General features: G+C 39.3%; 19 protein-coding genes. 10 read left to right on the top strand and 9 right to left on the bottom strand.

What is annotated here, in order from left to right:
* Nucleotides 1-30 precede the first annotated feature (30 nt).
* The 5 genes from ACHFIY_RS03210 to ACHFIY_RS03190 form a co-directional block, all read right to left on the bottom strand.
* Nucleotides 31-1,422: a TolC family protein gene (locus ACHFIY_RS03210; RefSeq protein ID WP_410844615.1), complete on the bottom strand. Its 1,392-nt coding sequence runs from the start codon at nt 1,420-1,422 to the stop codon at nt 31-33.
* A gap of 88 nt (nt 1,423-1,510) precedes the next feature.
* Nucleotides 1,511-1,900: a hypothetical protein gene (locus ACHFIY_RS03205; protein ID WP_410844614.1), complete on the bottom strand. Its 390-nt coding sequence runs from the start codon at nt 1,898-1,900 to the stop codon at nt 1,511-1,513.
* A 320-nt stretch (nt 1,901-2,220) separates the two neighbouring features.
* A complete protein-coding gene (locus ACHFIY_RS03200) occupies nt 2,221-3,054 on the bottom strand; it encodes an oxidoreductase (RefSeq protein ID WP_410844613.1) in 834 nt (277 codons plus the stop codon).
* Nucleotides 3,055-3,065: 11 nt separating this feature from the next.
* On the bottom strand, nt 3,066-3,419 hold the full coding sequence (locus ACHFIY_RS03195; RefSeq protein WP_410844612.1) for a SnoaL-like domain-containing protein: 354 nt from the start codon (nt 3,417-3,419) through the stop codon (nt 3,066-3,068).
* An 80-nt stretch (nt 3,420-3,499) separates the two neighbouring features.
* Nucleotides 3,500-4,384, bottom strand: a complete 885-nt coding sequence (locus ACHFIY_RS03190; protein ID WP_410844611.1) for an AraC family transcriptional regulator — start codon at nt 4,382-4,384, stop codon at nt 3,500-3,502.
* Nucleotides 4,385-4,803: 419 nt separating this feature from the next.
* Between ACHFIY_RS03190 and ACHFIY_RS03185 the strand changes: the two genes are divergently transcribed.
* Nucleotides 4,804-6,066, top strand: a complete 1,263-nt coding sequence (locus tag ACHFIY_RS03185) for a YHYH protein (protein ID WP_410844610.1) — start codon at nt 4,804-4,806, stop codon at nt 6,064-6,066.
* A 78-nt stretch (nt 6,067-6,144) separates the two neighbouring features.
* On the opposite strand, the gene ACHFIY_RS03180 is transcribed toward ACHFIY_RS03185, so the two are convergent.
* Nucleotides 6,145-6,534 carry an FISUMP domain-containing protein gene (locus tag ACHFIY_RS03180; RefSeq protein ID WP_410844609.1) on the bottom strand — a complete coding sequence of 130 codons (390 nt, stop codon included), beginning with the start codon at nt 6,532-6,534 and terminating at the stop codon, nt 6,145-6,147.
* Nucleotides 6,535-6,794: 260 nt separating this feature from the next.
* Between ACHFIY_RS03180 and ACHFIY_RS03175 the strand changes: the two genes are divergently transcribed.
* Nucleotides 6,795-7,139: a hypothetical protein gene (locus tag ACHFIY_RS03175; RefSeq protein WP_410844608.1), complete on the top strand. Its 345-nt coding sequence runs from the start codon at nt 6,795-6,797 to the stop codon at nt 7,137-7,139.
* A gap of 176 nt (nt 7,140-7,315) precedes the next feature.
* On the opposite strand, the gene ACHFIY_RS03170 is transcribed toward ACHFIY_RS03175, so the two are convergent.
* From ACHFIY_RS03170 to ACHFIY_RS03160, 3 genes are all read right to left on the bottom strand, one after another.
* Nucleotides 7,316-8,050, bottom strand: a complete 735-nt coding sequence (locus ACHFIY_RS03170) for a hypothetical protein (RefSeq protein ID WP_410844607.1) — start codon at nt 8,048-8,050, stop codon at nt 7,316-7,318.
* A 64-nt stretch (nt 8,051-8,114) separates the two neighbouring features.
* Nucleotides 8,115-8,483 (bottom strand): hypothetical protein, encoded by a 369-nt coding sequence (locus tag ACHFIY_RS03165; RefSeq protein WP_410844606.1) that lies wholly within the window; start codon nt 8,481-8,483, stop codon nt 8,115-8,117.
* On the bottom strand, nt 8,470-9,048 hold the full coding sequence (locus tag ACHFIY_RS03160) for an exosortase/archaeosortase family protein (RefSeq protein ID WP_410844605.1): 579 nt from the start codon (nt 9,046-9,048) through the stop codon (nt 8,470-8,472). The genes ACHFIY_RS03165 and ACHFIY_RS03160 overlap by 14 nt, the downstream gene beginning before the upstream one ends.
* 352 nt (nt 9,049-9,400) lie before the next feature.
* On the opposite strand from ACHFIY_RS03160, the gene ACHFIY_RS03155 reads away from it, so the two are divergent.
* The 8 genes from ACHFIY_RS03155 (at nt 9,401) to ACHFIY_RS03120 (ending at nt 18,077) form a co-directional block, all read left to right on the top strand.
* Entirely contained in the window at nt 9,401-9,901 is a 501-nt protein-coding gene (locus tag ACHFIY_RS03155) for a DUF7935 family protein (RefSeq protein ID WP_410844604.1), read from the top strand.
* 120 nt (nt 9,902-10,021) lie between these two features.
* A complete protein-coding gene (locus tag ACHFIY_RS03150; protein WP_410844603.1) occupies nt 10,022-11,572 on the top strand; it encodes an acyl-CoA mutase large subunit family protein in 1,551 nt (516 codons plus the stop codon).
* Between the two features lie 338 nt (nt 11,573-11,910).
* Entirely contained in the window at nt 11,911-12,582 is a 672-nt protein-coding gene (locus ACHFIY_RS03145) for a succinate dehydrogenase cytochrome b subunit (protein ID WP_410844602.1), read from the top strand.
* Between the two features lie 74 nt (nt 12,583-12,656).
* Nucleotides 12,657-14,630: a fumarate reductase/succinate dehydrogenase flavoprotein subunit gene (locus tag ACHFIY_RS03140; protein ID WP_410844601.1), complete on the top strand. Its 1,974-nt coding sequence runs from the start codon at nt 12,657-12,659 to the stop codon at nt 14,628-14,630.
* A 36-nt stretch (nt 14,631-14,666) separates the two neighbouring features.
* Nucleotides 14,667-15,881: an AAA family ATPase gene (locus ACHFIY_RS03135; RefSeq protein WP_410844600.1), complete on the top strand. Its 1,215-nt coding sequence runs from the start codon at nt 14,667-14,669 to the stop codon at nt 15,879-15,881.
* The gene (locus ACHFIY_RS03130; RefSeq protein WP_410844599.1) at nt 15,868-16,317 is read left to right on the top strand and encodes a hypothetical protein; all 450 of its coding nucleotides are present in this window, start codon (nt 15,868-15,870) and stop codon (nt 16,315-16,317) included. The genes ACHFIY_RS03135 and ACHFIY_RS03130 overlap by 14 nt, the downstream gene beginning before the upstream one ends.
* 3 nt (nt 16,318-16,320) lie before the next feature.
* Nucleotides 16,321-17,085: a succinate dehydrogenase/fumarate reductase iron-sulfur subunit gene (locus ACHFIY_RS03125; RefSeq protein ID WP_410844598.1), complete on the top strand. Its 765-nt coding sequence runs from the start codon at nt 16,321-16,323 to the stop codon at nt 17,083-17,085.
* Nucleotides 17,086-17,237: 152 nt separating this feature from the next.
* Nucleotides 17,238-18,077, top strand: a complete 840-nt coding sequence (locus ACHFIY_RS03120) for a DUF2911 domain-containing protein (protein WP_410844597.1) — start codon at nt 17,238-17,240, stop codon at nt 18,075-18,077.
* Nucleotides 18,078-18,092: the final 15 nt, after the last annotated feature.

Raw genomic sequence — 18,092 nt, 5'->3', positions numbered from 1 at the left:
ATTGCTTACAATGCGTTTATAATGAAAAAACTATTTGATTGTCTGTATAAATTGATTCAGGTTGCCAGTTGCAGCGGCTTTGTCCAACTGTGCCAAGTACCAATCACTACGGGTTTCTATATAGTCCGTTTGTGAGCGATAGAGCACAAAAGAGGCATTGGTAAGGTCTATCAATGAAATCAACCCTGCTTTGTATTGTGCCACTTTCTGCTGATAAGTAGCTTCAGCCGATGCCAATTGCACAGGTATTTCCCGCAGGTTGGCTTCTGTGGTTTGCAAGGCATTGTCTGCCTGTAAACTGGCAGAAGCAAGGGCTAATTTCTGCTGCTGCAATTCGTAATCGCCCGCTTGCTGCTGAAAATGGTTAATGGCCAGTTTGTCTTTTTTGTGTAACTCGTCAAACAAGTTGTATGTAACAGCCACGCCCACCATATAATTAAACCGCTGGTAACCCAAACCTTCCTGCAAACCTTTGTACTGGTCGTTATATTGAATACTGGAGCCCCTGCCCCAGGTACTACCTGCCAGCAATATTTTAGGTAAATAGCTTTTTCTAATTACCCGCTCATTCGCATTGTAAATGGCATTCCTTTTTGCATAGAAATCTATCAACGGATTGCCCAAGGTATCCATTGCCAGAAAGTTGATTGCCAAATTGGTATTGACTGTTTTGTTTACCAATGTATCAAACATCAAATTTGCGGCAGGGATACCCGTGAGGTAAGCCAATTGCTGTTTTTGCTGGTTGATCAATCCCAACGTCTGGTTATAACCAATGCGGGTTTTAGACAATTCTGCTTTTGCCAACGATGAATCTGCCCCAGCCTTTATGCCGCTTAGGGTAAGTGCCTGTATCACGGTATAAATACTTTGATACCTGTCCACATTCTGTTCATCGGCCTTTAGGCGGTAGAGGCTTTTTTGTATATTGAGGTACAACCGGGCAATATTTAAGGAGAGCAGGTATTTTTCTTTTTGCAGGTCTGCATTGGCAAGGCCTGTATAAGCAATGGCATTATCTACCTGAGCTTTTTTCAAGCCAAAAGTGGCCAAATCATACTCGCCATACAATACAGCTACATTGCCTGTGGCAGGCTGAAAACTATTGTCTGCCCTTATGCCGCCAGATGTGGAAGGCACAATACCCAATGGGAAATAGCCGCCGCCCAATGAATTGTCTGAACCTATATTCAATTGTTCTGCTACCCTCAGTTGTGGCAAGAAGGAATGCTTGGTATCTGTAACTTGTGCTTTTGTCGCCCCTATAATGGCAGTTTTTTGTTGCAGTAAAGGCAGGTAATGTTCTGCACTGTCTATCAAGCTGGGCAGTGTATATTTTTGTTGTGCAAATAGGGATAGTGTGGGCAGGCATAGCCAAATAGCCAGCAAGTGCCACCGCTTCCCTTTTTGAAAAGAAGCCATAAATAATCATGTAAAAATGAGGGAATGGGCATGTAGGCAAGGGGAAACTATACATTACTCCTTTATAAGCCTAACTGTATGCCTGTATCTATGCGATGAAGAGATGCATAGCAGGTGGCCCACGCAAGTACCCAACAATAAGTTGGCTATGTAGTATGATAGGAGTGGTATAACCAAAAACTGGTTTTGAAAGCAATACATTGATAGGTGCAGGTGCAACGGGAACATCACCCAATACAAAGCTTTCTGGTTGGAAACGTTTGTTTAAACGGATATTGACTTTAGTGTCGTTATGCTTATCTACCTGCTTTATGGAAGCAGTAGATGAATTCTTCGTATTTGCTTGAACGTAAGAAGCATATAGCTGGCTGCCAATACTATAATTGAAAGACAATTGTGCAACAAAAAAACTGGCATACAAAACCAGTACGGACAATTTCCGTAGAAGGCTTGGGATATGTTGTTGCTTTTTGTTCATTGCTTAAGTAAATGTAAATGCCGATAGACAAATATAGGTTTAGCCTTTCAAGACAAACCCTATACAATATTTAAACAAGGCAATAATTATATAAGAGGTAATAATTGGCTTTCATTGGGTTAAGTTCCTGTCCTGTTCGTAACTGTCAGCCCGTAACCGAATCCCACTTATTGCAATATTGCCGATGTTTTTTCCTTAGCTAGAAATAAAACATCACGCTGGAAGTAAAGCCAAATAAAGATGAAAAAGATGAAGTTTATTCCGTCACGACCTGCTTGCGGCAATACCAATATTGGGCGTAGTGGCTTTGTGTCTGCCTATTATGCGAATACTGCGCTTTCTGCAATGTCTTTAAAACTGTTCATGTCTTTTTGTACGCTGTCTAACTTTGTTGTTAGAGAAATAATTGCAATTTTTCCTAATGGCAGTCTTAGTGGTGGTGTATCAAGTTTGGCAATGTCGATAATGGCTTGTGCTGCTTTTATTGGGTCGCCTTCTTGTTTGCCGTCCACTTGTTTCATTCTTTCTCTAAATACGCCAGCTGTTGATTTGTAATCTTCAATAATTCTTTTGGCTTGTTTAAATGAACTGCCTGCAAAGTTTGTTCTAAAAGGTCCAGGTTCTACAATGGTTAATTTTATACCAAGTGGTGCAACTTCAATTGCCAATGCTTCGCTGAAACCTTCTAACGCAAATTTGCTGGCATTGTAAATACCAAAACCTGGGAATGCTTTAAAACCTCCATGAGAAGAAATTTGAATAATGTGTCCACTTTTTTGTTGCCTGAATAATGGCAAAAAAGTTTGTGTTAATTGCAAAGTACCAAAGAAATTTGCTTCAAAAATTTCTCTTGTTTCGTCTGTGCTTGTTTCTTCAATTGCCCCTGCAAAACCAAAACCTGCATTGTTTACCAACACATCAACTTTACCGAATTTATCAGTTATCAGTTTAAATGCCTTTTCTATTTCGTTAGGTTTTGTAATGTCTAAAGTCAAAGCAAAGGCTTCGTCTTTGTGTAAGTTATTAAAAGAGTCTGCCTGTATTTGATTGCGAAAGGTTCCAATTACAAAATCGCCACTATCAATTACGGATTGGGCAATACACTTGCCCAATCCGCTTGATATACCTGTGATAAACCAGATTTTTTGTGTCATAATAGTTTGGTTTATGCAAAGAAACGTTCCTTAATAATTTTACCTTCTTCCCAATCTTGTATGCAGACTTCAGTGGTTTTGATTGTTCCAACACCTTTCACATCAAAATCTACATCCCAAACAATAAAGCTTCGGTTACCCTTTACCAAAGTACCGCCATGCGCATAGGTTCTTACATCAGTAATGTTGCTCAATAACGAATGATTGGCTTCTAAAACTTTTTCTTTCGATTGGATAATAGCCCCATCTAAATCAATTTTTTCTACATCTTGGTGATAGAATTTTTCCCAAGCTTCTGCTCCTTTACCCGAAAGGGCTAATGCTACAATTTCCTCAACGGAAGTTTGAATTTGTTGTTCTGTCATCTTTTCAAAATTTTATATTTTGTGTCACTATTGACAATGCAAAGATGATGTGAATGCAAAGGTTGCTGTTATAACAGAAGCTACCTTATTCGGTACTTTTCGGACATTTCGTTTTTAAATGCTGCTGGCGTTTTGTTGGTTTCTGCTTTGAAGAGTTTTGAGAAGTAAGAACTATCAAAATAGTTGAGGTGTGTTGCAATTTCAGTAACTGTAAAATCGGCAAAAGTTAGTAATCGTTTGGCTTCTAAAATGCTTCTTGCCCTGATAACTTCGCTTGCGGTTTTGCCTGTTACATTTTTAGTAATTATGTTTAAATGATGCGCAGTGATATTTAACTGTTGTGCAAAAAAAGTAGTCGTTTTATTTTCAGTAAAATACTTGTCCAAAAGGGTTTTAAATTGCTTGAAGATAATAAGATATTTTTTTGAAACTGGCTTTTCCGTTTCAGTGTCAATACAACGCTGAACTTGAGACAACAAAATATGCAAATAAGATTGGGTGATGGTTGGGCTTTTGTCCTTTCGTTTTTGCTCGTTTGAAATCAGGTCAATCGTTTGCTTAATTTGTGCAAAATTTGCCTTGTCTAATTGAATGCAAGGATTTGCATAAAAGTTATCTAAAAAGCTCAACTCAAAAAGTTTGTTTTTGTTGTTATGGTTTAGCAAAAAGAAGTCTTCTGTAAAAAGAATGGTACCACCTTTTAATGGTTTCCATTCTTCAAACTGATGCACTTGGTTGGGTGAAATGAAAAACAAACTGTTTGGTAAAACTTCGTATTCTTTATAGTCGATAGTCTGTTTGCTGATGCCTTTTTCAGTCCAAAGGATTTCGTAAAAAATGTGTTTGTGAATGTCGTCCACGTTAGGTTCTTCCATTTTGTCAAACTCCATTATTTCAAATTCAGTTTGGTTTGATGGTTGATTTATAAAGTGTCCGATAGTGTAAAATGGAAACAAATCTTTCATTTGTCAAAGGTCGGCAAAATATTGTTTGTTGATGTCAGCGGGGCAGCTATTCAAATTTCTCGAAAGTTTATAATTTTCGGGAAGTTGCCCGTGCCTGGAAATGACGGGAAGAACGATGCGAAAGCCAGTTGTAAACTGGTTTATTGTGAAGATACCAGTCATACTTATGAAAGACGGGCCTAATTGACAATAATTATATAAGAGGTAATAATTGGCTCTCATTGGGGTAGTGTTCTTGTACTTATTAGTTTTATTAAACCTTGCAATAAAGAAATAGTCTATTTGTTAATACTATTGCCATTATGAAAGCGTTGAGCCAAAAGATTGCCCTTACCCTACTTTTTTATCTTTCTATTTGTACAATTTTTGCTCATGAAGGAGGTCATTACAATAAAGCCTATGAATTAAATACTTGGCAAATGATGAACGGCCAACAAGTAAACGGAAATTTCCTAATAGGAAACAAAGACACTATTGTTTTGGAACAATTGAATGGAATGCACTGTAGCATTGCAATTCAATCTCTCAACTGTCAAGACCAATTACTTGCCAGGTTTAAAGTAAAAAAATTATTGCAATACAATCAAGATTTGGTTCAAAACAATGCCCCTTTGCCAAATACCAATAATAAGGAGTTGATTAGTAGCAATCCCTTCTATTTGATAATTCTTCTTTTAATAGTTAGTTTACTTGTTTCAAAGCATTTATTGAATACATATTCTCGCAAACTTCGCTTTCCTGTAGCAATAGGTTGCATTTTATTGGTACTATGTGCATATGCATTTGTAAAAACAGTAAAAAAGCTTCCGCCAAAGAACGGTACAAGTTTTATGGATGCTGCGTTTGCCGCTTATAAACCTGCTGTAAAAACAAGTTGGGACAGTAGTTCTTTTTATGTTGCATCCAATGGCATCCCCAATCATTCTATGATGGCGGGTATAAAAAGTTGGCAGCAGCACGTGCCTTTGCCGCAAACCTATACAGGCAATAACCAATGGAGCATACCCTTGCAACCAGTATTTGCAGATGAACCCATCAATACCCAAACCAATTTCATGCGTGGAGCCATAGCTTTGGCCGTAAATGGCGTGCCCATTTTTAATCCATTGAACAACAGAGGTGACGATGCTTACCTAGCAGGTGAATTGGATAATTGGGGAGGGCATTGCGGTGGAGCCGATGACTATCATTACCATGTAGCACCTATGCATCTGCAAACAAGTGCCAAGTTGCCTATTGCCTATGCTTTGGATGGCTTTGCTATATATGGTAGTTTGGAGCCAGATGGAAAGCCAATGCAGCCACTTGATGTATGCCATGGCCATATAACAGCTAATGGAGATTATCATTATCATGGCACCAATACTTACCCATATTTAATAGCGGCGATGAAAGGCAAAGTACAAGTGGATGCCGGCAAGCCTGCACCTGAAAATCAGGTGTCACCACAACCAAATGCCAAACCGGTTAGACCGCCATTAACACCCTTGCGTGGTGCTATTATAGAAAGCTGCCAGCCAGTAGGGGATAATGGTTATTTGCTGACTTATATACTGAATGGTAAAAAGGGAACAGTACAATATAACTGGAATAATTCAAGCATGTACAATTTTACATATACAGATGTGAATGGACATATAACCACTACTATATATCAAAAAAAGAAAGAACCTAAACCTTAAGTTAGGATAAGATAAAATGGCTAATATGCTTTACGCTGTTTGTCGGAATACATAGTAAAGCCCAGCAGAAATTTACTGCTACCTGCCCAAGTTTGGGTGCCAATGGCCTAGCCCTGTTTGTGTAGAGGCATAAACTGCTAAATCTTCCCATTCTTTGTTCGATGGCAAATGCCAGCCACAAGGGCACGCACCTTGGCTTAGTTCTGCACTATAATTCTTCATGGCACTGTTCCAAGTATAAAGCCTGCCATAAGTTGTTGCATTGCTTGTGTCATTATTATAGCTATAAATATTTGCAATGGCAGAACCATCGGCATAATGGGTAGATTTAAGATTTGATTTTAGCCAAGTTTGATTGCCAATAACAACAGTTTGATAACTATTATTGTCATAGTCAGTTACTGTTTGCGATTTAACTGCTAAACAAATTAAAAGCGTGAATGCCATTGTTATATAAACTTTTTTCATATAATTTGATTGCTTGATTATAGGCCTCGATACCTTTTTGCTATGTTCCGTTTTCTGCTAGCTCATAAATAAATGCAACTCAATTCCGCCAATCCTTCAAAAAATAGCTGTCTTCCACTTGTAATAATTTTCTTGTAATAAATAGGATTATTGCAAAATTTTTATTACAACTTTGTAATAAAAAATAATGAATAAATAACATTATTACAAATAAATTATTACAACATGAATTAGTTGCAGGAATTGCGCGAGAAACATGGTTGGCCGCAAGAAAATTTTGCTTTTTACCTTTCTCTTTCGCAAAGCACAGTTGCATTAGCCGAGAAAAAATTGTAGGAGTTGCCAAAGGCGGCTATGCTGCGGCAGAAACAGTTTGTGAAAGAAGGGCATTATCTAGTAATCTAGCGGCTCTAGTAGCAGCACAGCAAGTTGCTGATAATGCTTTGGCAGTAAATTATCAGCAACCCAGCTACAACAAAGCCAAAGGAAACGAGAAATGGCAAAAAGAAAATTGGCGGCTATACATCAAAAATGCCAGCAGGCCAGCCAAGCCTTGCAGTTGGCAAATCGTTTGGCTGGCCAAGCTAAGAATGAGCCGCATGTAAAGACTTTTGTAGATTTATAAGTTGCGGATGCTTTTGAAACATTAACCAAAAAGGGCAAAGCCGAATAGGCAAAACTGGAACTAACAATTACAATTCACTAGGCGATTGTAATTGTTGCAAGTGATTTTTGACAACACAACCATATAACTGGCTAAATTTTTTGTTTGTAATGATGTTTATTCATGGGTAAAATAATCTGCACCCATTATTTTGTCCCTTACCTTGATAATACCTCCTACCATGATAAACTGGTAAAGGCCGTAGCAAAATGCAGTAATTACATCTACCGATGTATGCCTGCGGTGAAATACGAAAAGGCTGCTTTCAAAAGAAATATTGCCGAGAATCAAGAGGCCAACTGCCACCACTGCAAACGTGAAATTGTATGTCTTGTTGTTAAAATAAATATTCAGCACAGCAAGGCTAAGCAAGGCAAGGCAACCAGCATAGATAAAAATTACATTTACGTTGGAAATAAGCAGGTTCCTGCTATTAATGAAGTATTCCATTATGCCTATATATGTGAGCAACCCAACCAATGAAATAAACAATGCCAGCTTGCTGGTTTTGAAAGAAAACCATTCTAACTTAAAGAATAAAATGGCCATCATGAAAAAAGAGAGTGCGTATAAGCCAAGCCCCATCCATTGATGAAAAACCACAAAACGTATCGTGAACGTGTCTGCCAGGCAAGCGGCTATCATTGCAGCAATTAATAATAAATGGTTCCTCGAAATAATTTGCTGGATGTACACCAACATTAATATTGGCATTAAAAATGGCCGCACATAAACCCTAGTATAATAATTTCGGTTGTATAAAAAATAGCACTCTGCCAACAACACAGCAAAATAGATAGCCGTAATGGTATATTGAAAAAAACTCCGCTTAATTTTACTCCCTATTTCCATGATTTTGAATGCTGCTTAACAACAAATATACTTTAAAATTATTCACAGCTGTTAGCCTTTCCCGTTATACTTCATTTTGCTTTTCGTAAAAAGCTTTGTTCAGCAACCAAGCAACAACGAAAGGTAGCGGGGTAAACATGCTTGGCACGACAATATAGTAGTCGTTTAAATACGCCAAGGCTGGAATTTTCAATAGTATATACACTAGTAACAATATGACATATAATTTTGTAAAAAAAGCAAACAAGCTCCGGTTTATGCTTACACTTAGGCCATAGAACCCCAATGCAATTTGCACTATTAGTTCTAGTTTTATAAGTATATACATGGCAAAACCCGGCAGCAAATGTATTGCTGGCTTAAGCATCACAAACAACAATAGCAGCACCATATTCAACACCATGCAAACCCAAAAAAAACTATCCTTTTGCATCCCTCTTTACTTTGTTGATATACATAACCCAGCCCGCAAATATTATTACATACATTACTAGCGTGAACAAATAATGGTGCGTTGTCTCAAACATAGACCGATAAAATTCATAAATCCATTCCAAGCCAGCGCACCTGATCATATTGGCAAGCATCAGCATTAAAAAACCGATAGAAATGTATTTAGCCTTTACAGTAAATTTACCGGGCAATAAAGCAATAACGCCTGCATAAATCATCATCAGTTCCAGCCCATTACAGGCGTTGCCAATTGTTAATATTGCATGTTGGTTTCTTAACAATACCACCCCATCCCCGAATCTGGCATCCATGCAATAAGCAGCCGGGAGCGAAGATGCTTTAAAAAAATTGATAATCAATAATGTGCCATGCCCAATAAAACGGGTCAGTATTTTATCTGGAAATTGGATTGGCTGCAATATATATACATATAATGACCTCCAAGCTACCACGCACAATGCAGCATTGACGACAAACCTTGAAGCCGGCCCCCTGTTTATCCATTTTAATTTTATTCTTTCCAACAATCCTAAAGGTGCGTCCATAAAAAAGCGTTGGCAATACTCAACTATTGCCAATGCAATATACATATCAATAGAATACTGCCAATTATTTGTTTAATTTACTTGTTAATGCGTTGTTTTTTAGCTCAATAACCTATTTACTCAACAAGCAGCCAATAGCTTGTTCTTATTGCAAAAGGGTGTATAAAAGTTTTTTGCATTTTTAGTTAAACCTCACCCAAACCCAGACCTCACCCCAGCCCTCTGCAAAAGGAGAGTAAGCAGGAACAAAGGCAAAGGGCAAAGCGAAAAACTTTTATGCACCCTTGCTAAACAGCCAATAAAAAGGTAGAATGTAAAACCATTACATTTGCTTGCAAACAATAATATAAACATGGATTATAGTTTAATAAGCATCGTTTTTGTAGCCGTTACTATCGCTGGTTTTGTGGCTTGGCTCATTTATTTGCAGCGCAAGGCTGCGGCGGAGGAAGGAAAAAAAGTAGAAGGATCCAAAGTAATGCAGCTACAAGCTTATGAAAGGTTGGCTTTATTAATAGATAGGATTACATTGTCTAACGTTATCAGCCGTGTTAGCGACCCTGAGTTCACAGCTAGGGATATGCAACGGGCTATTGTGCAAAGCATCAACGAGGAATTTAATTATAACATTACACAGCAGATATACGTTAGCGCAGAGGCTTGGGATGCAGTAAAAAACCTGAAAGAACAAAACCTGTTGCTGGTAAACCAATTGGCTTCTATACATCCGCCAACTGCCAGCGGCATAGACCTAAGTAGGTCATTGCTAGAATTCCTGATGAACGACAAAAGAGGAACCCTGCACGAGGTAGTAAGCGAGGTGATTAGCTTTGAAGCTAAGAAGTTGTTGTAGTACCCCTGCGCGCCTGATGGGGAACTGAAAAACCTCCGATAAAAGGAGAAGGTTATTATGAATAAGTTATTTTTCAATTAGTTAAAGTGCCACAAGTCCCCTTTAGGGGCGGAGGGGATTATGAAAACAGAAAGCGGCATCGCAATACAACCTGTATATACCCCCGAGTCTATCGTGGGCATTGCCCCTCCCCCATTGCCTGGGCGGTACCCCTTTACCCGTGGTATACAGGAAGACATGTACCGTGGCAAGCTATGGACAATGCGGCAGTACGCAGGGTTTAGTACTGCAGCGGAAAGCAACAAACGCTACCACTACCTGCTAAAACAGGGGGTAATGGGGCTTAGCGTGGCATTTGACCTGCCCACGCAAATTGGTTACGACAGCGACCATGCCCTTTCAGACGGCGAAGTGGGCAAAGTAGGCGTAGCCATAGACACGCTGGAAGACATGCAGGAACTTTTCAAGGGGATAGAACTAGAAAAAGTATCCACGTCAATGACTATTAACTCCACCGCTTTTATACTCTTGGCGTTTTACGTGGCTTTGGCAAAACGGCAAGGCGCAGACTTGACAAAAATTACCGGCACTATCCAAAATGATATATTGAAAGAATATGCTGCCCGTGGCACTTATATCTACCCTCCTAAGCCTTCCATGCGCATCATCACCGATATTTTCGAGTGGTGCGCAGCTAATTTGCCCAAATGGAACACCATTTCTATTTCTGGCTACCACATCAGGGAAGCTGGCAGCACAGCCGCTCAGGAAGTCGCCTTTACGCTTAGCAATGGCAAAGCATACGTTAAAGCCGCTTTGAGCAAAGGGCTGGACATTAATGTGTTTGGCAAAAGGCTTTCCTTCTTTTTTAATGCACACAATAACCTTTTTGAAGAGATAGCCAAGTTTAGAGCCGCCCGGAAAATGTGGGCAATAATTATGAAGGACCTCGGGGCAACAGACCCCAAAGCAATGATGCTCCGCTTCCATGCCCAAACGGGCGGCAGCACGCTTACGGCACAGCAACCTTTAAACAATATTGCCCGTGTAACCATACAAACACTTGCTGCCGTTTTGGGCGGCACGCAAAGCCTACACACCAATGGCTATGACGAAGCACTAAGCCTGCCCACAGAACAAGCAGCACAGATAGCCCTGCGTACCCAACAGGTTGTTGCTTTTGAAAGCGGAGTAGCAGGCACGGCAGACCCGCTAGCGGGTTCTTATTTTGTAGAAAGCCTTACCAACGAGATGGAAGAAAAGGCATGGCAAATCATCCATACTATAGATGCCATGGGCGGTAGTGTAACCGCCATAGAACAAGGCTTTATGCAGGATGAAATTGCACGGAGTGCCTACAATTTTCAAAAAGGTGTAGAAACCGGGGAGCAGATTGTGGTTGGAGTAAACAAGTTCCAAGCTTTGGAAACAAATGATACGCCCGTTTTCAGGATAGATGACAGCATCCGGAAAATACAAACAGCCAAGATTGAAGCCATCAAAAACAAGCGAGACAATGAAAAAGCCATGCTTTGCCTAGCCAATATTAGCCAAGCAGCCAAAAGTGGCCAAAACTTGATGCCAGTAGTAATAGAAGCAGTAGAAAGCCTTTGCACACTCGGCGAAATATCGGATGTGCTAAGGAAGGAATTTGGGGAGTATAAGGGGTAGTATTTTTTGAATAGAGATTTGGCAACTTTTGGGAATCTGCCAAATCAAAAACCCCTACTATGCCTATACAACGGGTTGCACCCGCGGCTAAAGTTGTTTCACACTTTCAGGGTTTTAATAATTGACGACAGATGACCGACTACTGACTACTTACCCCATATTTTATAAATTTTTGTAATTTTCTCCATTACTCAACTTTTTTTATTTTTTATTTGTTTAACTAAAAATGCCGAGTTTATTATTCCCAGCATCGTTGTAGAAAATAAACATCAACTAAACTGTTGATAGGATTAATCGTATCGTTACATTTGCACACGTTAACTAAAAACACTTGCTGAATGACCTGGAAAGAGACCTTCACATCATCTATTGGTAAAAAACTAGTAATGAGTTTTACCGGAATTTTCCTGATTTTATTCTTGATAGTACATGCTGGTTTAAATGCCTGTATATGGGCAAACGATGGCGGGGAAATGTTTAATAAAGGTGCCCACTTCATGGGTGCAAACGTGGTTCCCCGGATATTGGAAATAGGCTTGTTCGCAGGTCTGTTGCTACACATTATCCAAGGTTTGATGCTTGAACTATCCAATAGAAAAAAAAGGAGTATCGGGTACGCTGTTAGCTATGGCAACAGGGGTAGTAAATGGTACAGCCGCAGTATGGGTTTGCTAGGCACTATCATCCTTATATTCTTAATTATCCATTTGTCAGATTTTTGGTTCCCTAACCGTGCTAATCAAGGCTTTTTATTAGGTAAGGAAATCAATCTATATGACAAGATGAAAGAAGAATTCAGCGAAACATGGGTAGTGATTGTATATGTATTAGGTTGCATCTCTTTGGGGTATCACCTTGCTCATGGCTTCCAAAGCGCATTCAGGACTATTGGCGTACACAACAAACGTTATAATATAATGCTAACCAGCTTAGGTTACGGCTTTTCTATTATTATAACATTGGCGTTTATAATGATGCCGCTAAGCTTCTTTTTTCATTGGTTAAATTAAGTAAACCCTACAGTTTATTTGTTTTATCAACTCCACCTCATTTATAGTATTTCAATTTTAAATATTTAGATACGATGCTAAACGCAAAGATTCCAGCAGGGCCATTAGACGACAAATGGAAGGATTATAAAGGGCATTGCAAGCTGGTAAACCCAGCAAACAAACGCAAATTGGAAGTCATTATTGTAGGTACAGGTTTGGCAGGTGCTTCTGCGGCTGCTACATTAGGCGAATTAGGATATAAAGTAAAAGCATTTTGTTTTCAAGATAGCCCACGCAGGGCACACTCTATCGCTGCGCAAGGCGGCATCAATGCTGCCAAGAATTATCAGAATGATGGGGACAGCATTTTCCGTTTGTTCTACGATACTATCAAAGGGGGCGACTACCGCGCTAGGGAATCAAACGTGCACCGCTTAGCTGAAGTAAGCGGTAGCATCATTGACCAATGCGTGGCGCAAGGCGTGCCTTTTGCAAGGGAGTATGGCGGCTTGCTAAGCAACCGTAGTTTTGGTGGTACACAGGTTCAACGTACTTTTTACGCAGCAGGCCAAACGGGTCAGCAATTGTTGATTGGTGCTTATCAGGCTTTAGAAAGGCAGGTAGCATTGGGCAATGTAAAAATGTATTCACGCCATGAAATGCTGGACATAGTAATGGTAGATGGCAAAGCCCGTGGCATTATTGCCCGTGACTTGATTAGCGGAGAACTAGAACGCCATTTTGGTCATGCTGTATTATTGTGCAGTGGTGGTTATGGCAACGTATTTTATTTATCAACCAATGCAATGGGTAGCAATGTTACCGCTGCTTGGAAAGCACATAAAAAAGGGGCAGCATTTGCAAACCCTTGCTTTACACAAATTCACCCTACTTGTATTCCCGTAAGTGGCGACCATCAAAGTAAATTGACCCTAATGAGCGAAAGCCTTAGGAACGATGGACGTATATGGGTACCTCTAAAACAAGGAGACAACAGGAAAGCAAACGAAATACCTGAAACAGAAAGGGATTATTACCTAGAACGCAGATACCCTGCTTTTGGTAACCTTGTACCCCGTGACGTAGCTAGCCGTGCTGCTAAAGAGCGTTGCGATGCTGGCTATGGTGTAGGTACTAGCAAGCAAGCTGTTTATTTAGATTATTCAGCGGCTATTATCCGTTATGGTAAAATAGAAGCCAGCAAGCAAGGCAATGACAATGTTCCTGAAGACCAAATTATTGCCATGGGCAAGGATGTGGTAAAAGAGAAATATGGCAACTTGTTTGACATGTACCAAAAGATTACAGGTGAAAACCCGTATGAAGTACCTATGCGCATCTACCCTGCCGTGCATTACACAATGGGTGGCTTGTGGGTAGATTATGAGTTGCAAACGACGCTGCCCGGCGTTTATGCCTTGGGTGAAGCCAACTTTAGCGACCACGGCGCCAACCGTTTAGGTGCAAGTGCGTTGATGCAAGGTTTGGCAGATGGCTATTTCGTGATACCTTACACTATAGGTAATTATTTGGCAGATGAGATTTACAACAAACCTATTTCAATAGACCACCCTGCATTTGTAGAAGCAGAAAAAGCAGTTAGTGATAGGATTACCACTTTGAAAAACATCAACGGCAAGCAAAGTGTTGAAAGTTTCCACAAGCGTTTGGGCAAAATAATCTGGGACAAGTGCGGCATGGCTCGCAATGAGGAAGGATTGAAGCAAGCCATACAAGAAGTACAGGCACTGAAAAAAGAATTTTGGAGCGATGTGAAAATACCCGGTGGCATTAAAGAAATGAACACGGAACTGGACAAGGCAAATCGTGTTGCTGACTTTATAGAACTAGGCGAATTGATGTGCAAAGATGCCCTTGACCGCAACGAAAGCTGCGGTGGTCATTTTAGGGAAGAATACCAAACACCAGAAGGCGAGGCATTGAGGGACGATGAAAATTATATGTATGTGGCCGCTTGGGAATATGCTGGCGAAAGCAACTGGAACCTGCACAAGGAACCTTTGGTATATGATGTAATCAAGCCAAGCCAAAGGAATTATAAGTAATTTTGAGTATAATTGCTTTTATAAAGACAAGCTTTTTTGAAAGAAACACTGATTATAAAAAACTTTGGACCTATTAAATCTGTCGAGCTAGAACTTGGCAGGTTTAATGTGTTTATTGGTGAGCAGGGGACGGGTAAAAGTACCGTGGCAAAGTTGTTGGCTGTTTGCAGGTATTTTTCGTATATTACAATTGATTCCCCTTTTAATCAAGGTGAGGCTAAATTTCGTGAGGGGCTAAGTGCATGGGGTTTAAATGATTCTATTAAAAAGGATAGTTATATTTATTACAAGTGCAAGCATTATTCCGTTGTAATTGAGCAAAAACCTATCAAAATAACTGAAAATATCCCTGGTAAAGGAATTTCTAATATTGATACTATTTATAGTTTTATGCCTAAACTTAAAGCTATATCTAATGAATTTACCAACCTTTTATCTGAATTAGAAAGGATAACTAAGCCTAAAGAGAGTTCTGATTATCCTCAAATGAAAAGAGCTATACCAACAAGTTTTTTTTTAAACGATGTGGCAAGCGTTATGGACAATCCTTTCTATTTACCAACAGAAAGGGGATTACAATCAATTTTCTCATTGGGAAAAGATAGTATCCCGAATATTTCCAATTTTTTATACAATTATTTTGATAAAACAGCGAATATATTTTTTGATTTTTTTTCATCAGAAACAGTCATTGAACCATTAGAAATAACTTATAAAAATGTATATGGCAAGAGTTTGATAAAAAACAAAGATCATGATTTTATAAATTTATCGAATGGAGCAAGTGGCTATCAATCAACAATACCAGTTGTATTGTTAATTAAATATTATACTGAAATAAGAAAGAAAGCAAAAACTTTTATTATCGAAGAACCCGAGTTAAACTTGTTTCCATCTGCCCAGAATAAATTAATGAAGTTTTTGGTGGATAAGACAATGAACTACGGTAATAGTATTTTGTTAACAACCCATAGCCCCTACATCCTTATTTCATTAAACAATTTAATGTACGCTTATCAGGTTGGTCAGGAGCACAAGGAAGAAGTAAGTAAAATAATTGAAGAAAAATACTGGATAAATCCTGAAGATGTAAGTGCTTATAGGTTGCTTAGTGATGGAACTGCAAGGAATATTATTGATGAGGAATTAAAGGAAATAAGGGTTGAGGAAATGGACGAGGTAAGTAAAGCATTGAATGCTGATTATGATAGGATTTTAGATATAAAATTTGCAGTCCATGAAACTGCTTAGGGATTTTGAGGGTTGCAAGGAATACGAAAAGATAGTAAGTAGAGCTGTTGCAACAGAAAATAATCTAACATTTGAATTGCAAAATGAATCAGGATTTGCAATTTCCAAATGGAAAATAGATGATTGTGTTTTAAAACATTCGGATGGCAGCAAGTGCGATTATTTGATAATAATTGAAGAACGCAAAACTTGTTTTTGGATTGAATTAAAAGATCAAGATTTGGACGATGCCTGTTTGCAGATATATTCTTCTATAAAAAATATTGAAGGGTTTTCAGGTTACCAGCACAAGGCAAGGATTGTACTCGGAAGGTTTATTGAGGATAGGAACAGAATTGAATCTTTAAGATACACGAATTTCAAAAAGTTGATAAATACAATAGGTGGAAAACAACATTTAAGTTACAAAACAAAAGTTATTACTGAAAAAATATAGCATATGGAACATAAAGGCATGAACCTGACATTGAAAGTTTGGAGGCAGCAAAATGCAAAAACGAACGGTAATTTTGAAACCTATAAGGTAAACGATATTTCGGAAGAAATGTCGTTCCTGGAAATGTTCGATGTATTGAACGAACAACTGATAACCCAAGATAAGCAGCCTATTGCCTTTGATCATGATTGCCGTGAGGGTATTTGTGGCATGTGCTCTATGTATATTGATGGCAAACCACATGGCCCTTGGCAGGCAAACACTACTTGCCAGCTGCACATGCGTGCCTTTAAAGACGGCGACACCATCACCGTGGAGCCATGGAGGGCGAATGCTTTTCCTGTTATCAAGGACTTGGTGGTTGACCGTACTGCTTTCGACCGTATTATACAAGCTGGTGGATATATCAGCGTAAACACGGGCAATGCAGTTGATGGCAATTCATTGCCTATCAACAAGCATGAAGCAGACGCTTCTTTTGCAGCAGCCATGTGTATTGGCTGCGGGGCTTGCGTGGCAGCTTGTAAAAATAGCAGTGCCATGCTGTTCCTGAGTGCCAAGGTATCGCACCTTGCCCTTTTGCCACAAGGCGATCCTGAGAGAAACACTCGTGTTACCAACATGGTTGCCCAAATGGACAAAGAAGGCTTTGGTGCATGTACCAATACAGGTGCTTGCGAAGCTACTTGCCCTAAGGAAATTTCTTTGACAAACATTGCCCGGCTAAACCAGGAATATGCTATTTCTAGTTTAACTGCTACTGTATAAATGTATTTGAAATTGCTTGTTAAAAGCAAAAAGGTTGCCATAACGAACGGCAACCTTTTTACTTTTAATTTCGTATTTGGTTAATAATCAACCATTAAAATAGCTATCGAAACAAACTGATAGCTTAGGTTTGCACACAAATAAAAATATTTATGAAACGTATATTGCTTATCCTTTCCTTATTTGCAACTGTTGGTGCTTTTGCGCAAGCTGTAAATTTGCCTCAACCAAGCCCCACGCAAACCATCAAGCAAAATTTTGGCCTTGGCTCTATAGAACTTAGCTATAGCCGCCCTGCATTGAAAAACAGGAATGTGTTTAAAGAAGGCAGCGAGCTTGCGCCCATAGACAAAGTGTGGCGTACAGGTGCAAACGGTGCAACTGTAATCACTTTTAGCGACGATGTTATTATTAATAACGTAGCCATCAAGCCTGGCAAATATGGTTTGCTAAGTATCCCCGGCAAAAAAGCATTTACGCTGATTATCACAAGCGATTTAACTGTGAACCAACCACCGCTTTACAAGCCAGACAATGATATTGTACGTTTTTCTGCCCCTATTATGAAATTGAGCGAGAAAGTAGAATTGTTTACTATGGAGTTTGCAAATATTACTCCTGAAACCTGTGAGCTGCAATTGATGTGGGGCAATACGCTGGTAAGCCTGCCTATTGTTACCAATATCAAAGCACGGGTGAAAGCTGATATACAAAAAAGCCTAGATGGCGACAAGCCCGCCTATGGCTCAATGGCCAACTATTATTTTGACATAGAAAAAGACAATGCAAAAGCATTGGAGTATATCACCAAAAGCATCAGCAATGCCAAGCAGCCAAATTTTGGATCTTATTTGCTAAAAGCCAAGATAGAAAAAGAAATGGGCGACAAGGCAAGTGCCAAAACAAGCGCACAAAAATGTATAGAGCTGGCCATAACAGCTAAAAATGATGATGCTGTGCGTGCCGCAAAGGAATTGATAAGCAAATTGTAACAATTGCTATGCTTT

Source organism: Parasediminibacterium schistidii, assembly GCF_046546515.1.
In the GTDB taxonomy this organism is placed as follows: Bacteria; Bacteroidota; Bacteroidia; order Chitinophagales; family Chitinophagaceae; genus Parasediminibacterium.
Note: the sequence above shows the minus strand (reverse complement) of the source record. Positions and strands in the feature narration are given on the sequence as shown.

Coding starts and splice junctions, on each gene's coding strand:
- ACHFIY_RS03195 (WP_410844612.1), bottom strand. CDS start 3,419: ATGACAGAACAACAAATTCAAACTTCCGTTGAGGAAATTGTAGCATTA.
- ACHFIY_RS03190 (WP_410844611.1), bottom strand. CDS start 4,384: ATGAAAGATTTGTTTCCATTTTACACTATCGGACACTTTATAAATCAA.
- ACHFIY_RS03155 (WP_410844604.1), top strand. CDS start 9,401: ATGGATTATAGTTTAATAAGCATCGTTTTTGTAGCCGTTACTATCGCT.
- ACHFIY_RS03200 (WP_410844613.1), bottom strand. CDS start 3,054: ATGACACAAAAAATCTGGTTTATCACAGGTATATCAAGCGGATTGGGC.
- ACHFIY_RS03165 (WP_410844606.1), bottom strand. CDS start 8,483: ATGCAAAAGGATAGTTTTTTTTGGGTTTGCATGGTGTTGAATATGGTG.
- ACHFIY_RS03150 (WP_410844603.1), top strand. CDS start 10,022: ATGAAAACAGAAAGCGGCATCGCAATACAACCTGTATATACCCCCGAG.
- ACHFIY_RS03180 (WP_410844609.1), bottom strand. CDS start 6,534: ATGAAAAAAGTTTATATAACAATGGCATTCACGCTTTTAATTTGTTTA.
- ACHFIY_RS03130 (WP_410844599.1), top strand. CDS start 15,868: ATGAAACTGCTTAGGGATTTTGAGGGTTGCAAGGAATACGAAAAGATA.
- ACHFIY_RS03185 (WP_410844610.1), top strand. CDS start 4,804: ATGATGAACGGCCAACAAGTAAACGGAAATTTCCTAATAGGAAACAAA.
- ACHFIY_RS03170 (WP_410844607.1), bottom strand. CDS start 8,050: ATGGAAATAGGGAGTAAAATTAAGCGGAGTTTTTTTCAATATACCATT.
- ACHFIY_RS03125 (WP_410844598.1), top strand. CDS start 16,321: ATGGAACATAAAGGCATGAACCTGACATTGAAAGTTTGGAGGCAGCAA.
- ACHFIY_RS03210 (WP_410844615.1), bottom strand. CDS start 1,422: ATGGCTTCTTTTCAAAAAGGGAAGCGGTGGCACTTGCTGGCTATTTGG.
- ACHFIY_RS03205 (WP_410844614.1), bottom strand. CDS start 1,900: ATGAACAAAAAGCAACAACATATCCCAAGCCTTCTACGGAAATTGTCC.
- ACHFIY_RS03160 (WP_410844605.1), bottom strand. CDS start 9,048: ATGGACGCACCTTTAGGATTGTTGGAAAGAATAAAATTAAAATGGATA.
- ACHFIY_RS03145 (WP_410844602.1), top strand. CDS start 11,911: ATGACCTGGAAAGAGACCTTCACATCATCTATTGGTAAAAAACTAGTA.
- ACHFIY_RS03140 (WP_410844601.1), top strand. CDS start 12,657: ATGCTAAACGCAAAGATTCCAGCAGGGCCATTAGACGACAAATGGAAG.
- ACHFIY_RS03120 (WP_410844597.1), top strand. CDS start 17,238: ATGAAACGTATATTGCTTATCCTTTCCTTATTTGCAACTGTTGGTGCT.